Raw genomic sequence first — 18,722 nt, forward strand, 5'->3', positions numbered from 1 at the left:
ATTCGATCTCATGTTCATTGCAACATATGGCGCTTTCATCTGCATAAATGTCCTTAGACTGCATCATCTGTGTTGACTATGCAGTGAAGGCAAAGTAGCTTTTGCCGTGCGCTGAACGCGTACTATCGCAAAGGAAGTGACATGACCATCACGGCGCCCACCAGCCTTACCGCGAGATCGCTGGCGCCCGATTTGGCGCGCGGCTTCATGCTGCTGCTGATCGCCCTGGCGCACGCGCCGGCGTTCGTCAGCGACTGGGATCTCGGGCCGGCCGCGCTCAACACGGCCGCGAAGTTCGTCAAGTCCCTGCTGGCCGACAACCAAGCCCGCAGTATGTTCGTGTTCCTGTTCGGCTACGGTCTCGGGCAGCTGGCCCACCGTCAGCAGGTCCGGGGCGGCGACTGGACCTCGATTCGGAAACTGCTCCGGCGCAGGGCCTTCTGGCTGATCGTCATCGGCTTCGCGAACACGGTCCTGCTCGTGCCGATCGACATCATCGCGGTGTACGGGCTGACCCTGCTGGTGTTGGCGCCACTCGTACGAGCTCGCGAATCGGTGCTGTGGTGGACCAGCGGCCTGACACTCATCCCCGCGACCCTCCTGCTGGCCTGGCAGAGCGTGGTCGCACAGGCGAAGCCCGTCACCATGGCGGAGTACATGGAACCCACCTTCGGCGCCCACCTCGTCGCGAGCATTCCGACCTGGCCGGTGGAGACCGCCATCTCCACCATCATGGTGGTGCCCGGCATGCTGGTGGGAATCCTGGCCGCCCGGCGCCGGATTCTCGACGAGCCCGAGCGCCACACGCCGTTGCTCCGCCGCATCGCCGTGATCTTCATCGGCGGGTCCGTCATCGGCCGGCTGCCCGCGGCCCTGCTGGCGGTCGGCGCGTGGACGCCCTCCTCGGCCCCGATCAGCTGGACGGTCGCCATCGCGCACGACCTGACCGGCTACACGGGCGGCATCGGCATGGCCGCCGCCGTCGGACTCGTCGCGATCAGGGCCCGGCGTGGCCGGCTGACGACGGCCCTGTCGGCGCTGGGGCAGCGGTCGCTGACCTTCTACCTGTTCCAGTCCGTGGTGTGGGTGGTGCTGTTCTATCCGTTCACCCTGAACCTGCGCGACGACATGGGCTGCGCCGCCACCTTCGCCATCGCTATCGGGATCTGGCTGGTGTCGATCCTGCTCGCCGAGTGGATGCGCGTCGCGGGCTATCGTGGCCCGGCAGAGGTGCTGATGCGCAGGTTGTCGTACCGCACCGCTGAGTGACCCGCTCGACTGCCACGCGATGACGCCAATATGACATCACCGATGACGCGACGACTTGTCATGGCGTCGAAATAGCGCCAGAATGGCGTCATGGAACTTCATCCCACGTTCGACACCCCTGAGCCGATCTCGGTCAGGATCGACCTGCCCGGCGGCGACGTGCGGATCATCGCGAGCGACCGCACCGAAACGGTCGTCGAGGTGCGGCACGGCGATGACGATGGCGAGGAGGCCGCGGTCCAGGTCGAATACGTAGGCGGCAACCTGGTCGTCACGAGCGCGAGCCGTCAAAGCTCGGAGCCGCCCCGCCATCGCGGTGGCAACCTGATCGTCGAGGCGGTGAAACAGCTGAGCCGGAGCATGCTGACCGGCGGCTGCGCATCGGTGCAGGTCACGATCGAGCTGCCGGCGGGTTCGGACGTGCACGGCCAGACGGACGGGGGCGGCTTCGACTGCTCGGGCAGGCTCGGAGAGGTCCGGCTCCGTACCGACTACGGCGACATCCGGCTGGACCAGGCCGGTCCGGTGGACCTGACCAGCGACAGCGGCGAGATCTCCGTGGCCCGGGTTACCGGCCACGCCGAGATCGCCAGCGCGTCGGGCGAGATCACGGTCCACGAGATCGACGGCACCGCGTCGATCAGGAACGACGATGGCGAGAGCCACATCCGCGACATCACCGGCGACCTCCGGCTGATCAGCGACAGCGGCGACATGACCGTCGACCGCGCTCACGGCGCGGTCGAGGCCAAGTCCGTGGACGGCAGCGTGCGGATCGGCGAGGTCACCCGCGGGTCGGTCGTCCTGGCCAGCGAGTCCGGCGACGTCGAAGTCGGCATCACGCGGGGCACCGCCGCGTGGCTCGATGTCAGCACGGCCAACGGCAGCTTGCGTAACTCCCTCGATCCGCAAGACAACGCGGAGGGGTCCGACGAGGTCGTCGAAGTGCACGCCCGCAGCCACGACGGCGACATCGTGATCAGACGCGCCTGACTCCGGAAGCATCCCCCAGGGCACTCGACGTAGGAGATCGCGTCCGCGTCCACGCCAGCGTCCACGTCCACGTTCGCGCCAGCCTCCGCGACCTCGCCTGGGCTCGACAACTCGCCCCGACTTCGATCACGCCGTCGATGGCGCGCAGCCCCGATCGTCAATCGACGCGTGGGTGCTCCAGCGCCACATGCCATGTGCCATGGGAGAGCTGAATCTGATCCGCCCGGTGCTGCCGGTGCGTCATAGAACGCCGGCCTGCGCAGGACGCGCCTGTCATCGTGGGTGAAGTCGGCCCAGGACGTCCACCGTGACGGAGATGTCGGAGCAGACGGTGAGCCTGTTCTCGGCCTCGCGCCAGGCTCCGCGAATATGGACGATGCAGCCCATCAGCTGACGAACCTCTGCGTTCTATGCGATGAGGTATAAGACATCCTCATATGGTGCGGGCCCTCCAGCTGGAGCCCGGTGGGCGAACCGTCTCGATCAGGGGGAGAACATGGGTGATCGTGGTGCGGACGATGTCACGGCCTTGCCCGAGACGATGCTTGACGTGCTGGAACGCCGCGCGGCCAGCACGCCGGAGGCGGAGCTGGTGCGGTTCGAGGACGGGACGTCGCTGCGTGTCGGGGAGTGCCGCGAGGGTGCGTTCGCTGTGGCGCGGGGGCTGGCGGGTCTGGTGGCGCCCGGCGATCGGGTGGCCACGTGTCTGCGTCCCGGGCGGCGGTTGATCGAGGTGGTCTTCGCTCTGGCCAGGCTCGGCGCGGTGGAGGTGCCACTGGCTTTGGATGTACGGCCGGCGGCGGCCCGGCGGCTCGCCGGGGTGACGGGGGCGCGGGTGCTCATCGTCGGGACGGACGCCGTGCGCGCCAACCCCGATCTGCTCGCGTTGGCCGCGGAGATGTACCGCGTGGTGCTGGTGAGGGAGGGGGAGCAGGCGGGGGTGCCGGGACCGGTCGATCTGGAGGAGTTGCTCGCCGCGCCGGGCCGGCGTCCGGTCGATCTGGAGAGGTTGGCCGTTTCGCTGGGCCGGCGTCCGGTCGATCTGGAGAGGTTGGTCGCTTCGCTGGGCCGACGTTCGGTCGATCTTGGGGAGTTGCTGGCTTCGCCGGGCCGGCTTGCGTCGTGGCGTCCGGGGCCGGCGGATCCGGCCGTGGTGATGGCGACGTCGGGCACCACCGGCCGGGCCAAGGCGGCGCTGTTGCCGCATTTCGCCGGGGTCCGGCATGCCCGGCGGGTGGCCCGCACGATGGATTACGGCGCGGACGACGTGTTGTTCAACGTCTTTCCCTGGAACCACATCAACGTCCGGCACGCGGGTCTGCTGCCCGCGTTGATCAGCGGCGCCACGCTGGTGGCGCACGCGCGTTTCTCCGCTTCCCGGTTCTGGGAGACCTGCCGGCGCGAGGGGGTGACCGCGTTCAACTTCATGGGCGCGCTGGTGGCCATCTTGGAACGGGCTCCCGCGACCGGCGACGATGATCGCCATCAGGTACGCCGCGCCTATGGGGGACCGGCGCCCGAGGCCCTGTCGAGGCGTTTTCTGGATCGGTTCGGTGTGCTGCTGCTGGAGGCGTACGCGTGTACCGAGCTCGGTGACGTGGCGGCGAGCACGCCCGGCGTCCGGCGGCCGGGTGGGGCCGGGCGGCCCGTACCGGAGTACGAGGTGGTGATCAGTGACGAGGACGGACGTCCTCTGCCGGCGGGACAGATCGGGCAGATCACCGCCCGGCCCAGGGCACGGTCGATCGTCTTCACCGGGTATGCCGGTGATGACGAGGCCACCGCGAAGGTTCTGCGTGACGGCTGGTTCTGGACAGGAGATCGCGGCTGGCTCGACGAGGACGGGTTCCTGTATTTCGCCGGTCGCCGCGCGGATGTCATCAGGCGGCGCGGCGAGAACATCGCGACCTGGGACGTGGAGCAGGTGGTGGCCGCGATGCCCGGCGTCCTGGAGGTGGCCGCAGTGGGGGTGCCCTCGGAGTTGACCGAGGAGGAGGTGCTGGTGGCGGTGACCGCGGCGCCGGGTGCCGTACTACGCGCGCCGCAGGTGCACGCCTGGTGTTTGGATCGGCTCCCGCGTCACGCCGTACCCCGCTACGTGCGCGTGCTCGACGACCTGCCGCGCAACGCCAACGCCAAGGTGATCAAGGGGGAGCTGCGCGGTACCGGAGTCCCATCGGACGCCTGGGACGCCCGAGCCTGACCACGTGGACCGCTGGACAGACCGGGATGGTCGCGCCTCGGCGATCCCGCGCTCTACGTTCGAGCCTTCTGCACATGGGAGGAGACCGCCATGCCGGACAGGTTGCGGATTCTCGACCTCACCGATGAGCTGGCCTTCCACGGGGCGCGGCTGCTGGTGGGCCTCGGGGCGGATGTCGTACGCGTCGAACGCTCGCCCGCCCCGGCACTGTCACGCGCGGAGACGCTGCACTGGCATGCGGGAAAACGGATCGTAGGCGTCCCGGAGAGCCCCGCCGCGCTCGACCGGCTCGTCGAACAGGCGGATGTGGTCATCGAGAGCGGCTCCCTCGACCAACTCCTCGGCGTACGCGCAGAAGCCGACGCGGCATCCAGCACGAAGGACGGCGCGGGAGACCGCGCGGGAAACAGCGGGGGAGGCGGCGGCGGAAGCGGCGCAGGAGACAGCACGGCATCCAGCACGAAGGACGGCGCGGGAAACAGCGCGGGAAACAGCGCGCGAAACAGCGGCGGAGGCGGCGCGGGAGACGGCGCGGCATCCAGCGTGGAAGGCGGTGCGGTGTCGTCGCGCTGGCCTGGGGTTGTGCACGTCGTGGTCACCCCGTTCGGCACGACCGGCCCTCGGCGCGCGTGGCGAGCCGACGATCTTGTGGCCGCGGCCGCCGGTGGCATGGCCTGGCTGGGCGGGCAGCCCGGCCAGCCGCCCAAGCCGCCGCCCCGCGAGCAGGCCACCCAGCTCGCGGGGGCGCACGCGGCCATCGCGGCGCTGCTCGGCGTCATCGCCCGTGACCGCACCGGGCGGGGGCAGCTCATCGACATCTCCGTTCAGGAAGCGGTGGCCGCCACGCTGGAGACGGCCGCCATCTCCTGGATCCACGCCGGCCGGTACCCGTCCCGTAATGGCGGGGTGTACGAGCACGTGGCGCACCGCGTCTTCCGTGCCGCGGACGGCCACGTCGCGGGCGGTTACTCCGGTAGTGACCGTATGTGGACTGATCTGCTCGCCTGGATGGCGGAGTCAGGCGAGGCCGAGGACCTGACGGAGGAGAAGTGGTCCGACCCCGTCTTCCGCTGGCGGGGCCGGGCCCACGTGGACGAGATCGTGGCCAGGTTCGCCGCGAAACGCTCCGCCGCGTTCATCGCCGCGGAAGGACGCGCCCGGGCGCTGCCCTGGGCGGAGGTCGCCACGGCCGACCGCCTGCCCGCCAATCCCCAGCTCACCGAGCGTGCCTTCTTCACCCGCATCCTGGGCGAAGGGCTGCCGCGCGACGGCGTCATGGACGTGGGCTTCCCGTTCGCCGCCCCGGACCTGCCCCGTCCGGTACGCCTCAACGAGCCGCTTCCCGCCGATGCCGAGGCTCCCTGGCAGACCTCCCGCCCCCGAGGGCGCCAGGAGGGGATCAGTGATGGGTCTGGTGGGCGCTCGCTCGCCGGGATCCGGGAGGGGGCCAGCGACAGGGCCGGCGGACGTTCGCTTGCCGGGATTCGGGTCCTGGACCTGACCTGGGTGCTCGCGGGCCCGTACGCGACCAAGACGCTGGCCGAGCACGGCGCGGACATCATCAAGATCGAATCCCGGCATCGGCAGGATCCCACGCGCTTCGCCCCGTCGATGCGGCTGCGCCCCGAAGCGGGGTTCGACGACAGCGGCTACTTCATCAACTTCAACCGCGGAAAGCGCGGCGTGGCGCTCAACCTGCGTACCGAGCCCGGTCGTGAGGCGCTGCGGCGGCTCGTCGCCGAATGCGACGTGGTTATCGAGAACTTCAGTCCCGGCGTGCTCGACAGGTGGGGACTGTCCTACGACCGGATGGCGGAGCTGAACCCCGGTGTCATCCTGGTGTCGATGGCCGGCGTGGGGCAGAGCGGGCCCTGGCGGGACGCGGTGACCTTCGCCGACACGCTCGCCGCCATGTCCGGGCTCACCAGCGAGACCGCCGATCCCGGCGAGGAACCGCAGGGGCTGACCTTCGGGCTGGGCGACATGGTGGCCGCCAACTCGGCCGTCCTGGCCGTCCTGGACATGATCGCGGCCGGTCGCGGGGGGCACGTGGACCTGTCCCAGCTGGAGTCGATGGCCGCGTCGATGGGGCCGGCCGTGCTCGAAGCTGAGCTCGGCGACCGCCGTACGGACTCCCGTACGGCGGCCCAGCCCAACCGGCACCCGCGGATGGTTCCGCACGGTGTGTACCCGACCAGAGGCGACGATCGCTGGATCGCGCTGGCCGTACAGGGGGACGCGGAATGGCGGCGCCTCACCGAGCACGCCGGGCTGCGGGAGCCGACCTCCGCTGGACTGCCGGTGTCGGCGTCCGCCGGGCTGGAGGAGTCGGTCTCCGCCGGTCTGCCGGAGTCGGCGTCTGCCGGTCTACCGGTGTCGGCGTCCGCTGGGCTGGAGGAGCGGCGCAGGCACGAGGACGCGATCGACGCCGCCCTGGCGGCCTGGTGCGCGGAGCGCGACGGTGAGTCTCTGGCGGCCGAGCTGCAAGGGCTGGGCATAGCCGCCGCCGTCGTCGCCACCGGCCGGGACCTGGTGGACGCCGACGAACACCTGGCCGCGCGCGACTTCTACCCGGTGCTGGAGCACCCGATCGCGGGGCCGGTCCGGCACGAGGGCATCGTGGTCCGCATGTCCGCCACCCCCGGAGCGCTCACGGCACCGGCCCCCCTGCTCGGCGAGCACACCGACGCGGTGCTGAAGGGTCTGCTCGGCATGGACGACGACGAGCTCTCCCGGCTACGCGAGGCCGGGGTTCTGGAATAGGGAGTGCAGATGAACGTGCTGGACGTGCGGCGCGACGGGGGCACGGCGACGATCGTCATCAACCGCCCGCCCGCCAACGCGGTCGACCCCGCGATGATCGAGGAGTTCCTGGCGCTGCTCCCCGAGCTGGCCAAGGACGTCACGGTCCGCTGCCTGGTCATCCGTGGAACCGGCCGCTTCTTCGTGGCGGGGGCGGACATCGCTGTGATGCGTGACCTTTCGACCGCCAACCACGTGAAGATGCGCCGCTGGATCGACGTACAGCGGCTGCTCGAACTGGCGCCCAAGCCGGTGATCGCGGCGATGAACGGTCACGCCCTGGGTGGCGGCGCCGAGCTGTCCCTGGCCTGTGACCTGCGCATCCTGGCGGCCTCGGCGACGATCGGCTTCCCCGAGATGAACCTGGGCCTGTTCCCGGGAGCGGGCGGCAGCCAGCGACTGCCGCGCCTGCTCGGCCCGCACCGCGCCAAGCGCCTGATGATCGACGGCGCCCGCCTGACGGCGACCGAAGCGCTCGATCTGGGGCTGGTCGACGTGGTGGCGGACGATGAGGACTTCGACCGCGTGGTGGCCAAGCACGCCGAGAGCCTGGCGGCCAAGCCGACCGGGACCATCGGCCTGCTCAAGCAGATCGTGGACGCCGGGTACGGCCTGCCGATCGAAGAGGCGCTGGAAATGGAGCGCCAGGCCGTCATGGAGCTGATCCACACCGACGACGCCGCCGAAGGGCTCCAGGCGTTCCTGGACAAGCGCGAGCCACGATTCACCGGCCGCTGAGAACCGCTGAGGACAGCTGAGAACAACGGAGAACAATGGAGGTCCGGCGGACAGCCGGACCTCCGCCGGACCTCAGCCGCTGTAGCCAGTGACCAGCGAGGTGTCGGCGTTGAGGTCGCCCACCTTGCGGGCGCCTCCCGGGTTGCCCAGCGGCTCGTCACGTCCGGCCAGCACCTCGGTGAAGAAGGCCTTGGAGTCCTGGAGGAAGAGCGTGCGCGTCTCGTCGCCGCGCGCCGTCCGATCGACGAAGATCGCCTCGACCGGGCACTCCGGTTCGCAGGCCCCGCAGTCGATGCACTCGGCGGTGTTGATGTAGCTCTTGCGGTCGCCGACGTAGATGCAGTCGACGGGACATACGTCCACGCACGCGCGATCGTTGACGTCGATGCAGGCGGGGCCGATGACGTAGCTCATGGATCTTCTCCTGTCAGCTGGGGTACGGGGTCAGGCGGTGTCCGTGGAGTGCCCGGGGAAGAGGGCCAGTTCGGGGTCCAGTTCGACGGCGGCGTTGTTCACGGCGGTCGCCACCTCGCCGAACCCCACCGACATCAGGCGGACCTTGCCCTCGTGGTCGGCGAGGTCGCCCGCCGCGTACACGCGGGGCAGGTTGGTGCGCATGCGCCGGTTCACCAGGACGGACCTGCCGCGCAGTTCCAGGCCCCAGTCCGCGAGCGGGCCGAGGTCGCTGATGAAGCCGAGGGCCGCGATGACGGACTCCGCGGGCAGCGCCCGGTCCGCTTCGCCGCGCGTACGAAGATGCGCCTTCTCCACCCGCTCGCCACCGGACAGCGAGACCACCTGGCTGTCGACGACGATGCGGACCCCGGCCACCCGGGCGGCCTCGACCCCGGCGGCGTGCGCGCGGAACGCGGCCCGGCGATGCACCAGGGTGACCGACCTGGCCAGCGGCGCCAGCGCCAGCGACCAGTCGACCGCGCTGTCCCCGCCACCCACGACGACGACGTCGCGGCCGGTGTGTTCGGACAGGTCCGGCACGAAGTACGAAAGCCCCCGGCCAAGCCATTCCTCACCGGCCGGCAGCGGGCGCGGGGTGAACGTCCCGATGCCCGAGGTGAGGATGACGGCCTGCGCCTGGACGGCCGTGCCGTCGGACAGCACCACGACGGGCCGCTCGTCCTCGTCGCGGCGCAGCTCGACGGCCTGCCTGCCGAGCAGGTAGACCGGGCTGTAGGCCGCCGCCTGGGCCGAGAGCGCGTCCACCAGCGAACGTCCGGTCAGCCCGGGGATGCCGGCCACGTCCCGTACTTCCTTCTCCGGGTACAGCGCCGAAATCTGCCCGCCGACCTGAGGCAGCGCGTCCACGACCACGGACCGCAAGCCGCGGAAGCCCGCGCAGTAGGCGCCGTAGAGGCCGGTCGGCCCCGCTCCGATGATCACGATGTCGGTCTCGATCACGCTGGTTCCACCTAGGTCTCCCGGTAGTCGCCTGTCAGGCCACGGAAGCTACACACCCCGGCAGCGGGATCCCGCAGGTCGCGGACCGCTGACCGGAACGCGGCTCGCTCAGTGGGACACGGTCCGCTGGGCGGGATGAACCGCTGGGCGCCCGGCCGGGCCGATGGTGAACTGCGTGTCGTGGTCGGCGGCCGCATCGGGGCGCCGCGAGCACAGCCATGGGAAGCGGAGGCGAGAATGAGTGCAGAGGCGGATGCGCCGACTGCGGCCGGAGGCGCTGCCAGGCGCCGGCCATCACGGCGGGGCAAGCTGCCGGGCCGCCAGGACTGGTCGAGCTGGCCCCACTACCAGGGCGCGGGCAGCGGGTTCCGCGGCTACTGGTATCCGGTGGCGTTCTCCTCGCACATCACCGGCAAGCCCAAGGCGATCACCCTGCTCGGCGAGCGGATCGTCGTCATCCGCGACGGCGGCAAGGCGTACGCACTCAAGGACCGGTGCCCGCACCGGGGTGTGCCGCTGAGCTACGGCAACCAGCAGTTCCCCGGCACCATCTCGTGCGCGTACCACGGCTGGACGTTCGACCTGGAGACCGGCGATCTCAAGGCGGCGATCACCGACGGCCCGCAGTCACCGATCTGCGGAAAGGTGACCCAGCCCACCTACGATGTCGAGGAACGTCTCGGCATGGTGTGGATCTTCGTGGGTGACGGCGAGGACGCGCCGCCCATCGACGACCAGCTCCCCGAGGAGCTGCGCGACAACCCGGCCGTGATCGGCGCGCGCATCCAGTCGCGCGAGGGGAACTGGCGCTTCGCCTGCGAGAACGGCTATGACGAGGGGCACGCCAAGTACCTGCACCGTACGGCGCTGTGGCGGCTGTTCAAGGCCATGCCGGTGTGGAACGAGACCCGGATCGAACGCCGTGGCCGCTGGATCTACCGGGTGCAGGAGGCCCAGCACTGGGACGCCGACTTCCCGGGCCTCGGCCGGTGGAACAACCAGGCGTGGTTCAAGCTCAAGCCGCCGAAGCAGATCGCCAACATCGGCAACACGGGCAGCCACCGCAAGGTGAACCCGGCCATCGCCGCCGAGGACTTCCCCGGTTTCGCCTCGGTCAGCATGCCGGGCGTCCTGCGCATCGTCTACCCGACCTTCATCCACTACGAGTTCTACGTGCCGGTCGACGCGGACAACCACCTCTATGTCGGTGTGATGGCCAACTTCGAGAAGGGCATCAGGACGCTGCCCTTCTACGCCAAGTATCTCGGCGCCGTCCGCTGGCTGTTCCACGGCCAGTTCTCCGGCCAGGACAAATGGATGGTCGAGGTGACCGACGCGCCGCCGGAGCGGCTCTACCGCCCCGACGACTCGCTCCTGCAGTGGCGCAAGCTCGCCGAGGACGTCACCGAGGAGCGCATCGAGCGGCTGCACGCCTCCGGACTGGTCGTCGAGAACCCCTCGAAGCAGGCCGGCTGATGGGCAGGATCGTCCTGGGTGTGGGGGCGTCCCATTCGACGCTGATGAACACCCACTGGGAGCAGGTCGAGCACAAAGACGACGCCGAACGCTTCCGCGACGCGCTCGGCACGGCCCGCGACGCCCTCGCCGCGGCCCGTCCGGACGTGGCGATCATCATCGGCTCGAACCACTTCCGCGGCTTCTGGCTGGACCTGATCCCCGCCTTCACCCTCGGGGTGGACGAGGTCATCTCCTCGGGAGAGGCGAAAACGCCGTCGGGACCGCAACGCACCAATCCCGCCGTCGCCCAGGCCGTCGCCGAATCCCTGGTGGCCGCGGGCACCGAGGTGGCGATCTCGGCGAAGCTGCAGATCGACCACGGTCAGAGCCACGCGATCCAGTACCTCCTGCGTGACCTCGACGTGCCGGTGATCCCGCTGGTGGTGAACGTGTTCGCCACGCCGCTGCCGCTCATGCGGCGCTGCGTCGAGCTGGGGCGCAACCTCGCCGCCGCGGTGGCCGCGCTGCCGGACGAGCTGCGCGTGGCCGTCATCGCGTCAGGCGGCCTGTCGCACCGGCTCCCGTGGCCGAGCCGCTGGCAGGACCCCGAGGGGGAGGACGAGGAGTTCCTGGTGGAGGCCTGGCGCGAAGGCCGGGGCGACTGGCAGCGCTACGACGCGCGCCGGCGGCAGATCATCACCGCCGCGCGGCCGACCATCTTCCCCGAGTTCGACGAGGAGTTCCTCGCCGCGCTGGAGAAGGGCGAGCTGTCGCGCTACGCGAACCTGTCCACCGAGGAGATCGAGGCCGTGGCCGGCAACGGTGGCCAGGAACTGCGGACCTGGCTGATGATGGCCGCGGCACTGGGCTTCGCCCCCGGCCGCGCGCTGGCGTACGCGCCGATGCCGGAGTGGCTGACCGGCATGGGGGTCGCGGTTATCGACCCTGCCCGATCAGCATGAACGAGGCTGAGCGCGAGCGGATCGTGACGGAGGCGCTCGCGTCGATCACCGAGGACCGCCTGCGTGAGGCGGCGGTGGGGGTCACCTCCATCGCCAGCCCCACCGGCGGGGAGGCGCCGCTGGCCCGATGGCTGACCGGGCGGCTCGCCGCCGCGGGCCTGGACGCGCACCTGCAGCGCATCGACGACGGCCAGGCCAACGCGGTCGGCCGGCTCAGAGGCGACGGTACGGGCGCCGACCTCATGCTGTACGCCCCGATCGACACCCTGACCACCGGCGACCCGGACCTGGACGTGCCGTGGATCGGCCCCGGACTGCGCCCCGACATGCTGGCCGAGGCACGTTGCGAAGGCCCCTACGTCAGCGGCCTCGGTGCGAGCAACCCCAAGGGCCACGCGGCCTGCGTCCTCGTCGTGGGCGAGGCCCTGGCCGGGATGCGGCCGCGGCTCGCCGGAGACCTGCTGATCGCCTTCGGGGCGGGCGGCATGCCGACCAACGCCATCGACGGCAGACCGACCAGCGCTGTCGGCGGCAGACCGACCAGCTCCGTCGGCGGAACCGGCCGGCTGAACACCGGGCACGGCGTCGGCTGCTCGTTCCTGCTCGAACGCGGCTGGCACCCCGACTACGCCGTGATCGCCAAGCCGGGGGACTTCGTCGCGCACGAAGAAGTCGGTCTGTGCTGGTTCGAGATCGTGGTCCCCGGCATCCACACCTACTCCGGCAGCCGGCACCGGCTGCCGTACCAGAACCCGATCGTGACGGCCGCCGAGGTGGTGACGCGGCTGGAACGGTGGCTGGCGGACTACCCCGAGCGGCACCGCACCGAGACGGCCGCGCCTCAGGGGATCATCGGCTCGGTCGCCGGCGGCTGGGAACGCATGCCGTCCGTCACGTCCGCGGCCTGCCGCATCCGCCTCGACCTGCGGATCACGCCCGGCACGACGCCGCTGGCGGCCAAGCGCGAGCTGGCCGAGTACGTCCGGCGGCTGTCGGCGGAGCTGGGCGTCGAGCTGACGGTCGAGCTGATGCTGGCCATCCCGGGCACGCGCACGCCGCCGGAGGACTGGGTCGTGCGCAGCACAGTACGGGCCTGGGAGAGCGTGTCCGGACGCCCGCACGAGCCCATCGACGGCAACAGCGGCGCCACCGACGCCAACATCCTGCGGGCGAGGGGGATCCCGACCGCCCGGGTGGGCATGCCGAAAGTCGTCTCCACCGAGTTCGACGTCGACTTCGCCCGCGGGATGAACACCGTCGACGTCAGAGCCATGCGCCGCCTGTGCGAACTGCTCGTACGGGTGGCCGTCGACACCACCACGCGGACCCGCGCCGAGATCAACGACTAAAGGAGGCGACATGGAACCCCCCACCGGTTCGTACGCCGACGCCGACGGCGTCAAATACCACTACCTCGACCTGGGCTCGGGGACGGACACGATCTTCCTGCACGGCGGCGGCCCCGGCTGCACCGGCTGGAGCGACTTCGGCCCGGTGGCGCCGCTCTTCGCCGCCGACCGGCGCTGCCTGATCGTCGACATCCTGCAGTACGGCAAGTCGGAGAAGTGCCTGATCACCGGCCCGATGTGGGACTTCCACGCGGCCAAGACCGTGGCGCTCATGGACACGCTGGGTGTGGAGCGGGCCGACTTCATCTGCAACTCCTGGGGCGGCACCATCGCGCTGTGCCTGGCCGCACGGTACCCGGACCGGGTCCGTTCGCTGGTCATCACCGGCAGCATGCCGGTGTTCTACGGCCCGCTGGCGCCTTTGCCCGAAGGCGGTCGCCGCGGTCGCGCCGCCCGGGACGCCTACTACGGCGGCGAGGGGCCCACCCGGCAGAAGATGCGCGACCTCATCACCCGGCTGGAGTGGTACGACGGGGACCGGTTGCCCGAGTCCACCCTGGACCTGCGCTACGAGCAGAGCCTGGACCCCGGGGAGCGGGAGCTGGCCGCCATGTCGGACTCACCCCGTGGCGAATGGCAGGACCTCACCGCCGAACTGGCCGAGGTCCAGGCCCCCGCGCTCTTCATCTGGGGCATGCAGGACGCCTTCCTCACCCCTGATTATCCGCTGATGCTCGCGCGCATGGTGCCCAGCGGGAACCTGCACGTCATGGACCACGCCTCGCACCACCTTCAGGAGGAACGGCCGGAGGCGTACCACGCCGTGGTCACCGGATTCCTGAACTCGCCCGGCGCCGGAACGGAGAGATGAGCATGTCCAGGACCAGGAAGCTGCTGATCGCCGCGCCCGTCATCGCGCTGGCCGTGATCCTCGGCCGGCTGCTCGCGGCCCGCAGCAACACCCAGGTACACCGCATCAACCAAGACAAGCCCGCTCTCGACCGCTGAAGGTGACGTGACGATGAGTATCTGGACCGAATTGAGCCCACTGGACGTGAGCGTCTCGTACGTGGACGCGGCAGGGGTGCGGACCCGCAGCCTGCGGGCCGGGTCGGGCGAGCCCGTGGTGTTCCTGCACGGGACCAGCGGCCACCTGGAAGCGTTCACCCGGAACATGTCCGCGCACGCGGCACGTTACGAGTGCCACGCCATCGACATGCTGGGCCATGGCTACACCGGCAAGCCCGACTACCCCTACGAGATCCCGCGCTACGCCGACCACCTGCTGGCCTACTTCGACGCGGTGGGCATCGAGCGGGCCCACATCGTGGGGGAGTCGCTGGGCGGCTGGGTCGGCGGGCGCGTCGCGATCGACCATCCCGACCGGGTGGCCAGCCTGCAGCTGCTCTGCGCGGGCGGGACCGTGGCCAATCCCGAGGTCATGAAGCGCATCCGGACGAGCACCCGCGAGGCCGTGCTCAGCGATGACGTGGAGCTCACCCGCAAGCGGCTGCGGCTGCTGATGGCCGATCCGGCCGACGCCACCGAGGAGCTGGTGGAGGTGCGCCACGCCATCTACCACCAGCCCGACTTCGTGGCCAACGTCGACAATCTGCTATGCCTGCAGGATATGGAGACCCGCCTGCGTAACATCCTTCAGCCAGACGATCTGGCCAGGATCTCCCAGCCCACGCTGATCGTCTGGGGCCGCAAGAACCCGTTCGGCGACGTGCCGGAGGCGACCGCCATGCACGAGGCCATCGCGGGCTCGCAGCTCGAACTGTTCGAGGAATGCGGCCACTGGCCCCAGCACGAGCAGGCCGACCGGTACAACCCGCTCAGCCTGGCCTTCCTGGACAAGAGTTCGGCGGCCGGCTTCGCCGGCAAGGGGCGGGGCTGATGCGCGCGGCCCGGTTCCACGACTGGGGCGCCGCGCCGGTCGTGGAGGAGGTGCCCGAGCCGGAGCACAAGCCCGGGGAGGTGCTCGTCGAGGTGCAGGCGGCGGCGCTGGGGCATCTGGACCTGACCGTCGCCGGCGGGTCTTTCGGCCTGAAGCCGCCGCTGCCCTACGTCGGCGGTGTCGAGGCCAGCGGCGTGGTCCTCGCCTCCGACACCTTGGCGCCGGGCACGCAGGTACTGCTCCGCGGTGGCGGGCTCGGCCTGCTGCGCGACGGTTGCTGGCGCGAACGCGTCAGCGTCACCCCCAAGGCCGTCACCCCGCTGGCCTCGCCGCTTCCCCCGGAGGTCGCGGCGTCGTTCTTCCTGCCGACCACCACGGCGTACGTCGCCCTGCACGACGTCGCCCGCCTGGAGCCGGGCGAGGAGGTCATCGTGACCGGTGCCGCCGGCGCGGTCGGCGCGATGGTGGCCCAGCAGGCGCGGCTGGCCGGAGCCACGGTGACCGGGGTGGTCGGCCGGGCCGACCAGCTCGGTCAGGTGCCCGAGGGGATCCGCGGGGTGGTCGCCGACGACGCCGAGGCGGTCGCCGAGCTGGCCTCGGCCCGCTCGGCGTCCCTGCTGGTCGACACGCTCGGCGGGAACGCGCTGGTCGAACGCTCGCGGTGGGTCCGTCCCGGCGGCCGGGCCGTGGTGATCGGCTATGTGCTGGGGACGTCCGTCACGGTCGATCTGCCGTCCTGGCTGCTCGACGACGTGGCGCTGCTTCCGGTGAACATGGTCCGGCAGGAGCGGCGGGCCCGCGAGGTGGCCCCGGCGCTGATCGACCGCCTGGCCACGGGCGAGCTCACCCTGGAGGTCGAGCGGTTCGACCTGTCGGAGATCGCCAAGGCCCTCGAACTGCTGCGCGACGGCAGAGTACGCGGACGCGCGGTCGTCCACCTGGGAAACGATCCATTGAGAAATAATCACTGACGGCCGTCTCGCTCACCGGAACAGGCCCGTTGATCGAACCGGACATAAGCTCGATTATCGGTCAATGACGCTAATCTCCCCGCAGCCGGCACATGTCGACCGTGAACCCACGATCGCCTTCCCGCCCGAGTCCGAGGGCGCGGCGAACAGCGTGCTGGGCAAGGTACGGCTGATCCTTGAGGCGTTCGGCCCGGACGACGAGAGCCTCGGCCTGTCCGAGATCGTCCGCCGCACCGGCGTGGCCAAGGCGTCGGTGCACCGGCTGGCTCAGGAACTGCTGCAGTGGGGGCTGCTGGAGCGGCGCGGATCCGAGTACTGGCTGGGCATGCGCCTGTTCGAGATCGGGCAGCGCGTGCCGCGCCAGCGGATCCTGCGCGAGGCGGCGCGGCCCTTCATGGAGGATCTCTACCAGGCGACCGGCGAGACCATCCATCTGGCGGTGCTGGACGGACTGGAAGTGATCTACCTGGAGAAGGTGTCCGGTCACGGCCAGGTGTCCAGACCGTCGCGCATCGCCGGCCGCATGCCGCTGCACTGCACGGCGACCGGCAAGGCCCTGCTCGCCTTCGGTCCGGGCGCCCTGTTCGGCGACGTCGTCGCCGAACCGCTGGCCCGCGTCACGCCACGGACGATCACCGTGCCCAGACTGCTCGCCCAGGAGATCCAGCAGGCGCGCAAGGTCGGGTACGCGATCGAGCAGGAGCAGACCCGCACCGGCTATCTCAGCGTGGCCATCCCGCTCACCGGTGCCACCGGAACGATGGTCGCGGCGCTGTCGGTGACGGCACCGACCTTCCGAGCCGACGTCAACAAGTATGTGGGCCTGCTGACCATGGTGAGCAGGCGCATCACGAAGTCCATCATGGCCGCCGACGGCGGCAGAAGCTAACGCCCCGCGAGAAAGGCCGTCACAGCCTCGGCCACCTCCCGGGCCTTGTGCTCCATGAGGGGGATCGTGCCGCCCTCGATGACCACCGACGTCACGCTCTCCGCCCCGGTGAGGTTATCCCGGAGGGGAGCCATGGACGGCAGCGCGAACGGGTCCTCGGCGGCGCCCAGCAGCAGCACGGACGTCTTGACCAGCCCGATCTTGTCCTCCATGTAGTAACGCGCGCACGCCCGATGCCCTTCTGCGGGATCGACACCGGGGGTTAGAGCGTCGTGGACGAACCGGTCGAGGAGGTACGTGCCCGGTTCGGGATAGTAAGGCTGCCGAAGCCGCCACAGCCTGCGCAGATGGTCGCCGTCGGGGGAGGGCACGGCCTCGTCCACTCCCGGGCCGTTCGCATGGGACTCGCGGTATCGGACGTCGATCCACGGAGCCGACGACAAGATCAGCCGGCCGATCCGCTCGGGCGCGGACGCCGCCACCTCGACGGCCACCGCGCCGCCGGTGTGATGACCCAGGAGGTCGGCGCGCTCGATGCCCAGGGCGTCCAGCAGCGCCAGAGCACCGGTCGCGAACAGTTCGATCGTGTGGGGCGCCGGGGCTTTCGCGCTGGCCCCGAAACCGAGCATGTCCATGGCGATGACCCGCCGGTGCGGCGCCAGGAGGGGGATCAGCTCCCGGAACTCGTCCCAAGAACGGGGGGTCTGGTGCAGGAGCAGTAAGGGGCGGCCGGTGCCCTGCTCGGCGTAGTGAAGCTGGCCGAACGGCGAGTCGGCGTACCCGAATCGGAGTGGCGGCGAGATGCGCAAAAGATCCTCTTCTGCAGGTCGGAGGTGTCGGAGGTAAGGTGGCTTTCCCCCTTCCGGAGTTTCGCCGGGCCCATTCGTGATCGCTACGGGAGGGGACCGGTGACCGGACCGGCGCGAAGGAGTCCAGATGGCCATGGCGGCGTTCGCCGACTCCAGCGATGAAGAGACCTATCCCAACTCGGTCCTCGGCAAGGCCCAGCTCCTGCTCGGCGCGTTCGAGTCGGGGGCCTTCCACCTCCGGCTCGCCGAGCTCAGCCGGCGCTCGGGGGTGCCGAAGGCGTCGGCGTACCGGCTCGCGCAGGAGCTGGTGCAATGGGGGCTGCTCGAACGCAGGGGAGATTCCTACCAGCTCGGCATGCGTGTGTTCGAGCTGGGCCAGCGGGTCCCGGTGTCGGCGATGCTGCGTCGCGTGGCGCGGCCCCTCCTCACCGACCTGTTCGCCGCCACCAGGGCGGCCATCCATCTGGCGGTGCTCGACGGCGGCCATGTGCTGTATGTGGAGAAGGTCGCGGGGGAGGCGAACATCCATACGCACTCCCAGGTCGGTGGGCGGTTGCCCGCGACGTGCACGGCGACGGGCAAGGTCCTGCTCGCGACCCGCTCCGACCTGGAGGAACGGCTCCGCCGCCTCGCGCTGACCGGCCTGCCGAGCCTGACCCCACGGACGGTCGGGTCCGTCGAAGAGCTGCGACGGCAGCTCGTACTCGTCCGGGAACGTGGCTACGCGGTCGAGCGGGAGGAGATCTTGCTGGGGTTCGGCAGCGTGTCGGTGCCCGTCTCGGGCGCCGATGGCACGGTCGTCGCGTCGGTGTCGGCCACCGCGCCGGTGGCCCGCCTGGAGACCAGGCTGTTGCTGCCTGAACTGCTCGCGACCGCGGCGGGCATCTCCCGTGCTTTCGGAAGCGAGGCGCGGGACTGATGGCCGGCCGCCGGCGCGGCCGAAGGCGCCGCGCCGGCGGGGCG

17 protein-coding genes are annotated in these 18,722 nt (G+C 70.4%); 14 read left to right on the forward strand and 3 right to left on the reverse strand.

Features of this window, described 5'->3' with window-relative positions:
- Positions 1-141 precede the first annotated feature (141 nt).
- The 5 genes from KME78_RS50710 to KME78_RS50730 all read left to right on the forward strand — a co-directional run bounded on the left by KME78_RS50710 (position 142) and on the right by KME78_RS50730 (position 8,005).
- On the forward strand, positions 142-1,269 hold the full coding sequence (locus KME78_RS50710) for a DUF418 domain-containing protein (RefSeq protein WP_219537198.1): 1,128 nt from the start codon (positions 142-144) through the stop codon (positions 1,267-1,269).
- A 90-nt stretch (positions 1,270-1,359) separates the two neighbouring features.
- Entirely contained in the window at positions 1,360-2,262 is a 903-nt protein-coding gene (locus tag KME78_RS50715) for a DUF4097 family beta strand repeat-containing protein (protein ID WP_219537199.1), read from the forward strand.
- Between the two features lie 496 nt (positions 2,263-2,758).
- Positions 2,759-4,465, forward strand: coding sequence for an AMP-binding protein (locus KME78_RS50720; RefSeq protein ID WP_219537200.1), 1,707 nt, complete (start codon positions 2,759-2,761; stop codon positions 4,463-4,465).
- Between the two features lie 90 nt (positions 4,466-4,555).
- Positions 4,556-7,228 (forward strand): CaiB/BaiF CoA-transferase family protein, encoded by a 2,673-nt coding sequence (locus KME78_RS50725; protein ID WP_219537201.1) that lies wholly within the window; start codon positions 4,556-4,558, stop codon positions 7,226-7,228.
- 9 nt (positions 7,229-7,237) lie between these two features.
- Positions 7,238-8,005 carry an enoyl-CoA hydratase/isomerase family protein gene (locus tag KME78_RS50730; RefSeq protein WP_219537202.1) on the forward strand — a complete coding sequence of 256 codons (768 nt, stop codon included), beginning with the start codon at positions 7,238-7,240 and terminating at the stop codon, positions 8,003-8,005.
- Positions 8,006-8,077: 72 nt separating this feature from the next.
- Here the strand turns inward: KME78_RS50730 and KME78_RS50735 are convergent, their stop codons facing one another.
- Together KME78_RS50735 and KME78_RS50740 are read right to left on the reverse strand one after the other, a co-directional pair.
- The gene (locus KME78_RS50735) at positions 8,078-8,419 is read right to left on the reverse strand and encodes a ferredoxin family protein (RefSeq protein WP_219537203.1); all 342 of its coding nucleotides are present in this window, start codon (positions 8,417-8,419) and stop codon (positions 8,078-8,080) included.
- Between the two features lie 30 nt (positions 8,420-8,449).
- Entirely contained in the window at positions 8,450-9,421 is a 972-nt protein-coding gene (locus KME78_RS50740; protein ID WP_219537204.1) for an NAD(P)/FAD-dependent oxidoreductase, read from the reverse strand.
- Positions 9,422-9,658: 237 nt separating this feature from the next.
- Between KME78_RS50740 and KME78_RS50745 the strand changes: the two genes are divergently transcribed.
- The 8 genes from KME78_RS50745 (at position 9,659) to KME78_RS50775 (ending at position 16,950) form a co-directional block, all read left to right on the forward strand.
- Positions 9,659-10,897 (forward strand): aromatic ring-hydroxylating dioxygenase subunit alpha, encoded by a 1,239-nt coding sequence (locus KME78_RS50745; RefSeq protein WP_219537205.1) that lies wholly within the window; start codon positions 9,659-9,661, stop codon positions 10,895-10,897.
- A complete protein-coding gene (locus KME78_RS50750) occupies positions 10,897-11,841 on the forward strand; it encodes a DODA-type extradiol aromatic ring-opening family dioxygenase (protein ID WP_219537206.1) in 945 nt (314 codons plus the stop codon). Before KME78_RS50745 ends, KME78_RS50750 begins: the two co-directional genes overlap by 1 nt.
- A complete protein-coding gene (locus KME78_RS50755; protein ID WP_219537207.1) occupies positions 11,838-13,190 on the forward strand; it encodes a M20 family metallopeptidase in 1,353 nt (450 codons plus the stop codon). The genes KME78_RS50750 and KME78_RS50755 overlap by 4 nt, the downstream gene beginning before the upstream one ends.
- Before the next feature lie 10 nt (positions 13,191-13,200).
- Positions 13,201-14,061 (forward strand): alpha/beta fold hydrolase, encoded by an 861-nt coding sequence (locus KME78_RS50760; RefSeq protein WP_219537208.1) that lies wholly within the window; start codon positions 13,201-13,203, stop codon positions 14,059-14,061.
- 2 nt (positions 14,062-14,063) lie between these two features.
- The gene (locus KME78_RS66760) at positions 14,064-14,198 is read left to right on the forward strand and encodes a hypothetical protein (RefSeq protein ID WP_281429108.1); all 135 of its coding nucleotides are present in this window, start codon (positions 14,064-14,066) and stop codon (positions 14,196-14,198) included.
- A gap of 13 nt (positions 14,199-14,211) precedes the next feature.
- Positions 14,212-15,090 carry an alpha/beta fold hydrolase gene (locus tag KME78_RS50765; RefSeq protein WP_219537209.1) on the forward strand — a complete coding sequence of 293 codons (879 nt, stop codon included), beginning with the start codon at positions 14,212-14,214 and terminating at the stop codon, positions 15,088-15,090.
- A complete protein-coding gene (locus KME78_RS50770) occupies positions 15,090-16,061 on the forward strand; it encodes a quinone oxidoreductase family protein (RefSeq protein WP_219537210.1) in 972 nt (323 codons plus the stop codon). Before KME78_RS50765 ends, KME78_RS50770 begins: the two co-directional genes overlap by 1 nt.
- Before the next feature lie 64 nt (positions 16,062-16,125).
- Positions 16,126-16,950: an IclR family transcriptional regulator gene (locus KME78_RS50775; RefSeq protein WP_219537211.1), complete on the forward strand. Its 825-nt coding sequence runs from the start codon at positions 16,126-16,128 to the stop codon at positions 16,948-16,950.
- On the opposite strand, the gene KME78_RS50780 is transcribed toward KME78_RS50775, so the two are convergent.
- Complete coding sequence (locus tag KME78_RS50780) at positions 16,947-17,759, reverse strand: alpha/beta fold hydrolase (protein ID WP_219537212.1); 813 nt, start codon at positions 17,757-17,759, stop codon at positions 16,947-16,949. The two genes, KME78_RS50775 and KME78_RS50780, sit on opposite strands and share 4 nt — an antisense overlap.
- Positions 17,760-17,886: 127 nt before the next feature.
- On the opposite strand from KME78_RS50780, the gene KME78_RS50785 reads away from it, so the two are divergent.
- Positions 17,887-18,678 (forward strand): IclR family transcriptional regulator, encoded by a 792-nt coding sequence (locus tag KME78_RS50785; RefSeq protein WP_219537213.1) that lies wholly within the window; start codon positions 17,887-17,889, stop codon positions 18,676-18,678.
- The last annotated feature ends 44 nt before the right edge of the window (positions 18,679-18,722 follow it).

Origin of the sequence: Nonomuraea guangzhouensis (assembly GCF_019396345.1) — a bacterium.
Classification (GTDB): Bacteria; Actinomycetota; Actinomycetes; order Streptosporangiales; family Streptosporangiaceae; genus Nonomuraea; species Nonomuraea guangzhouensis.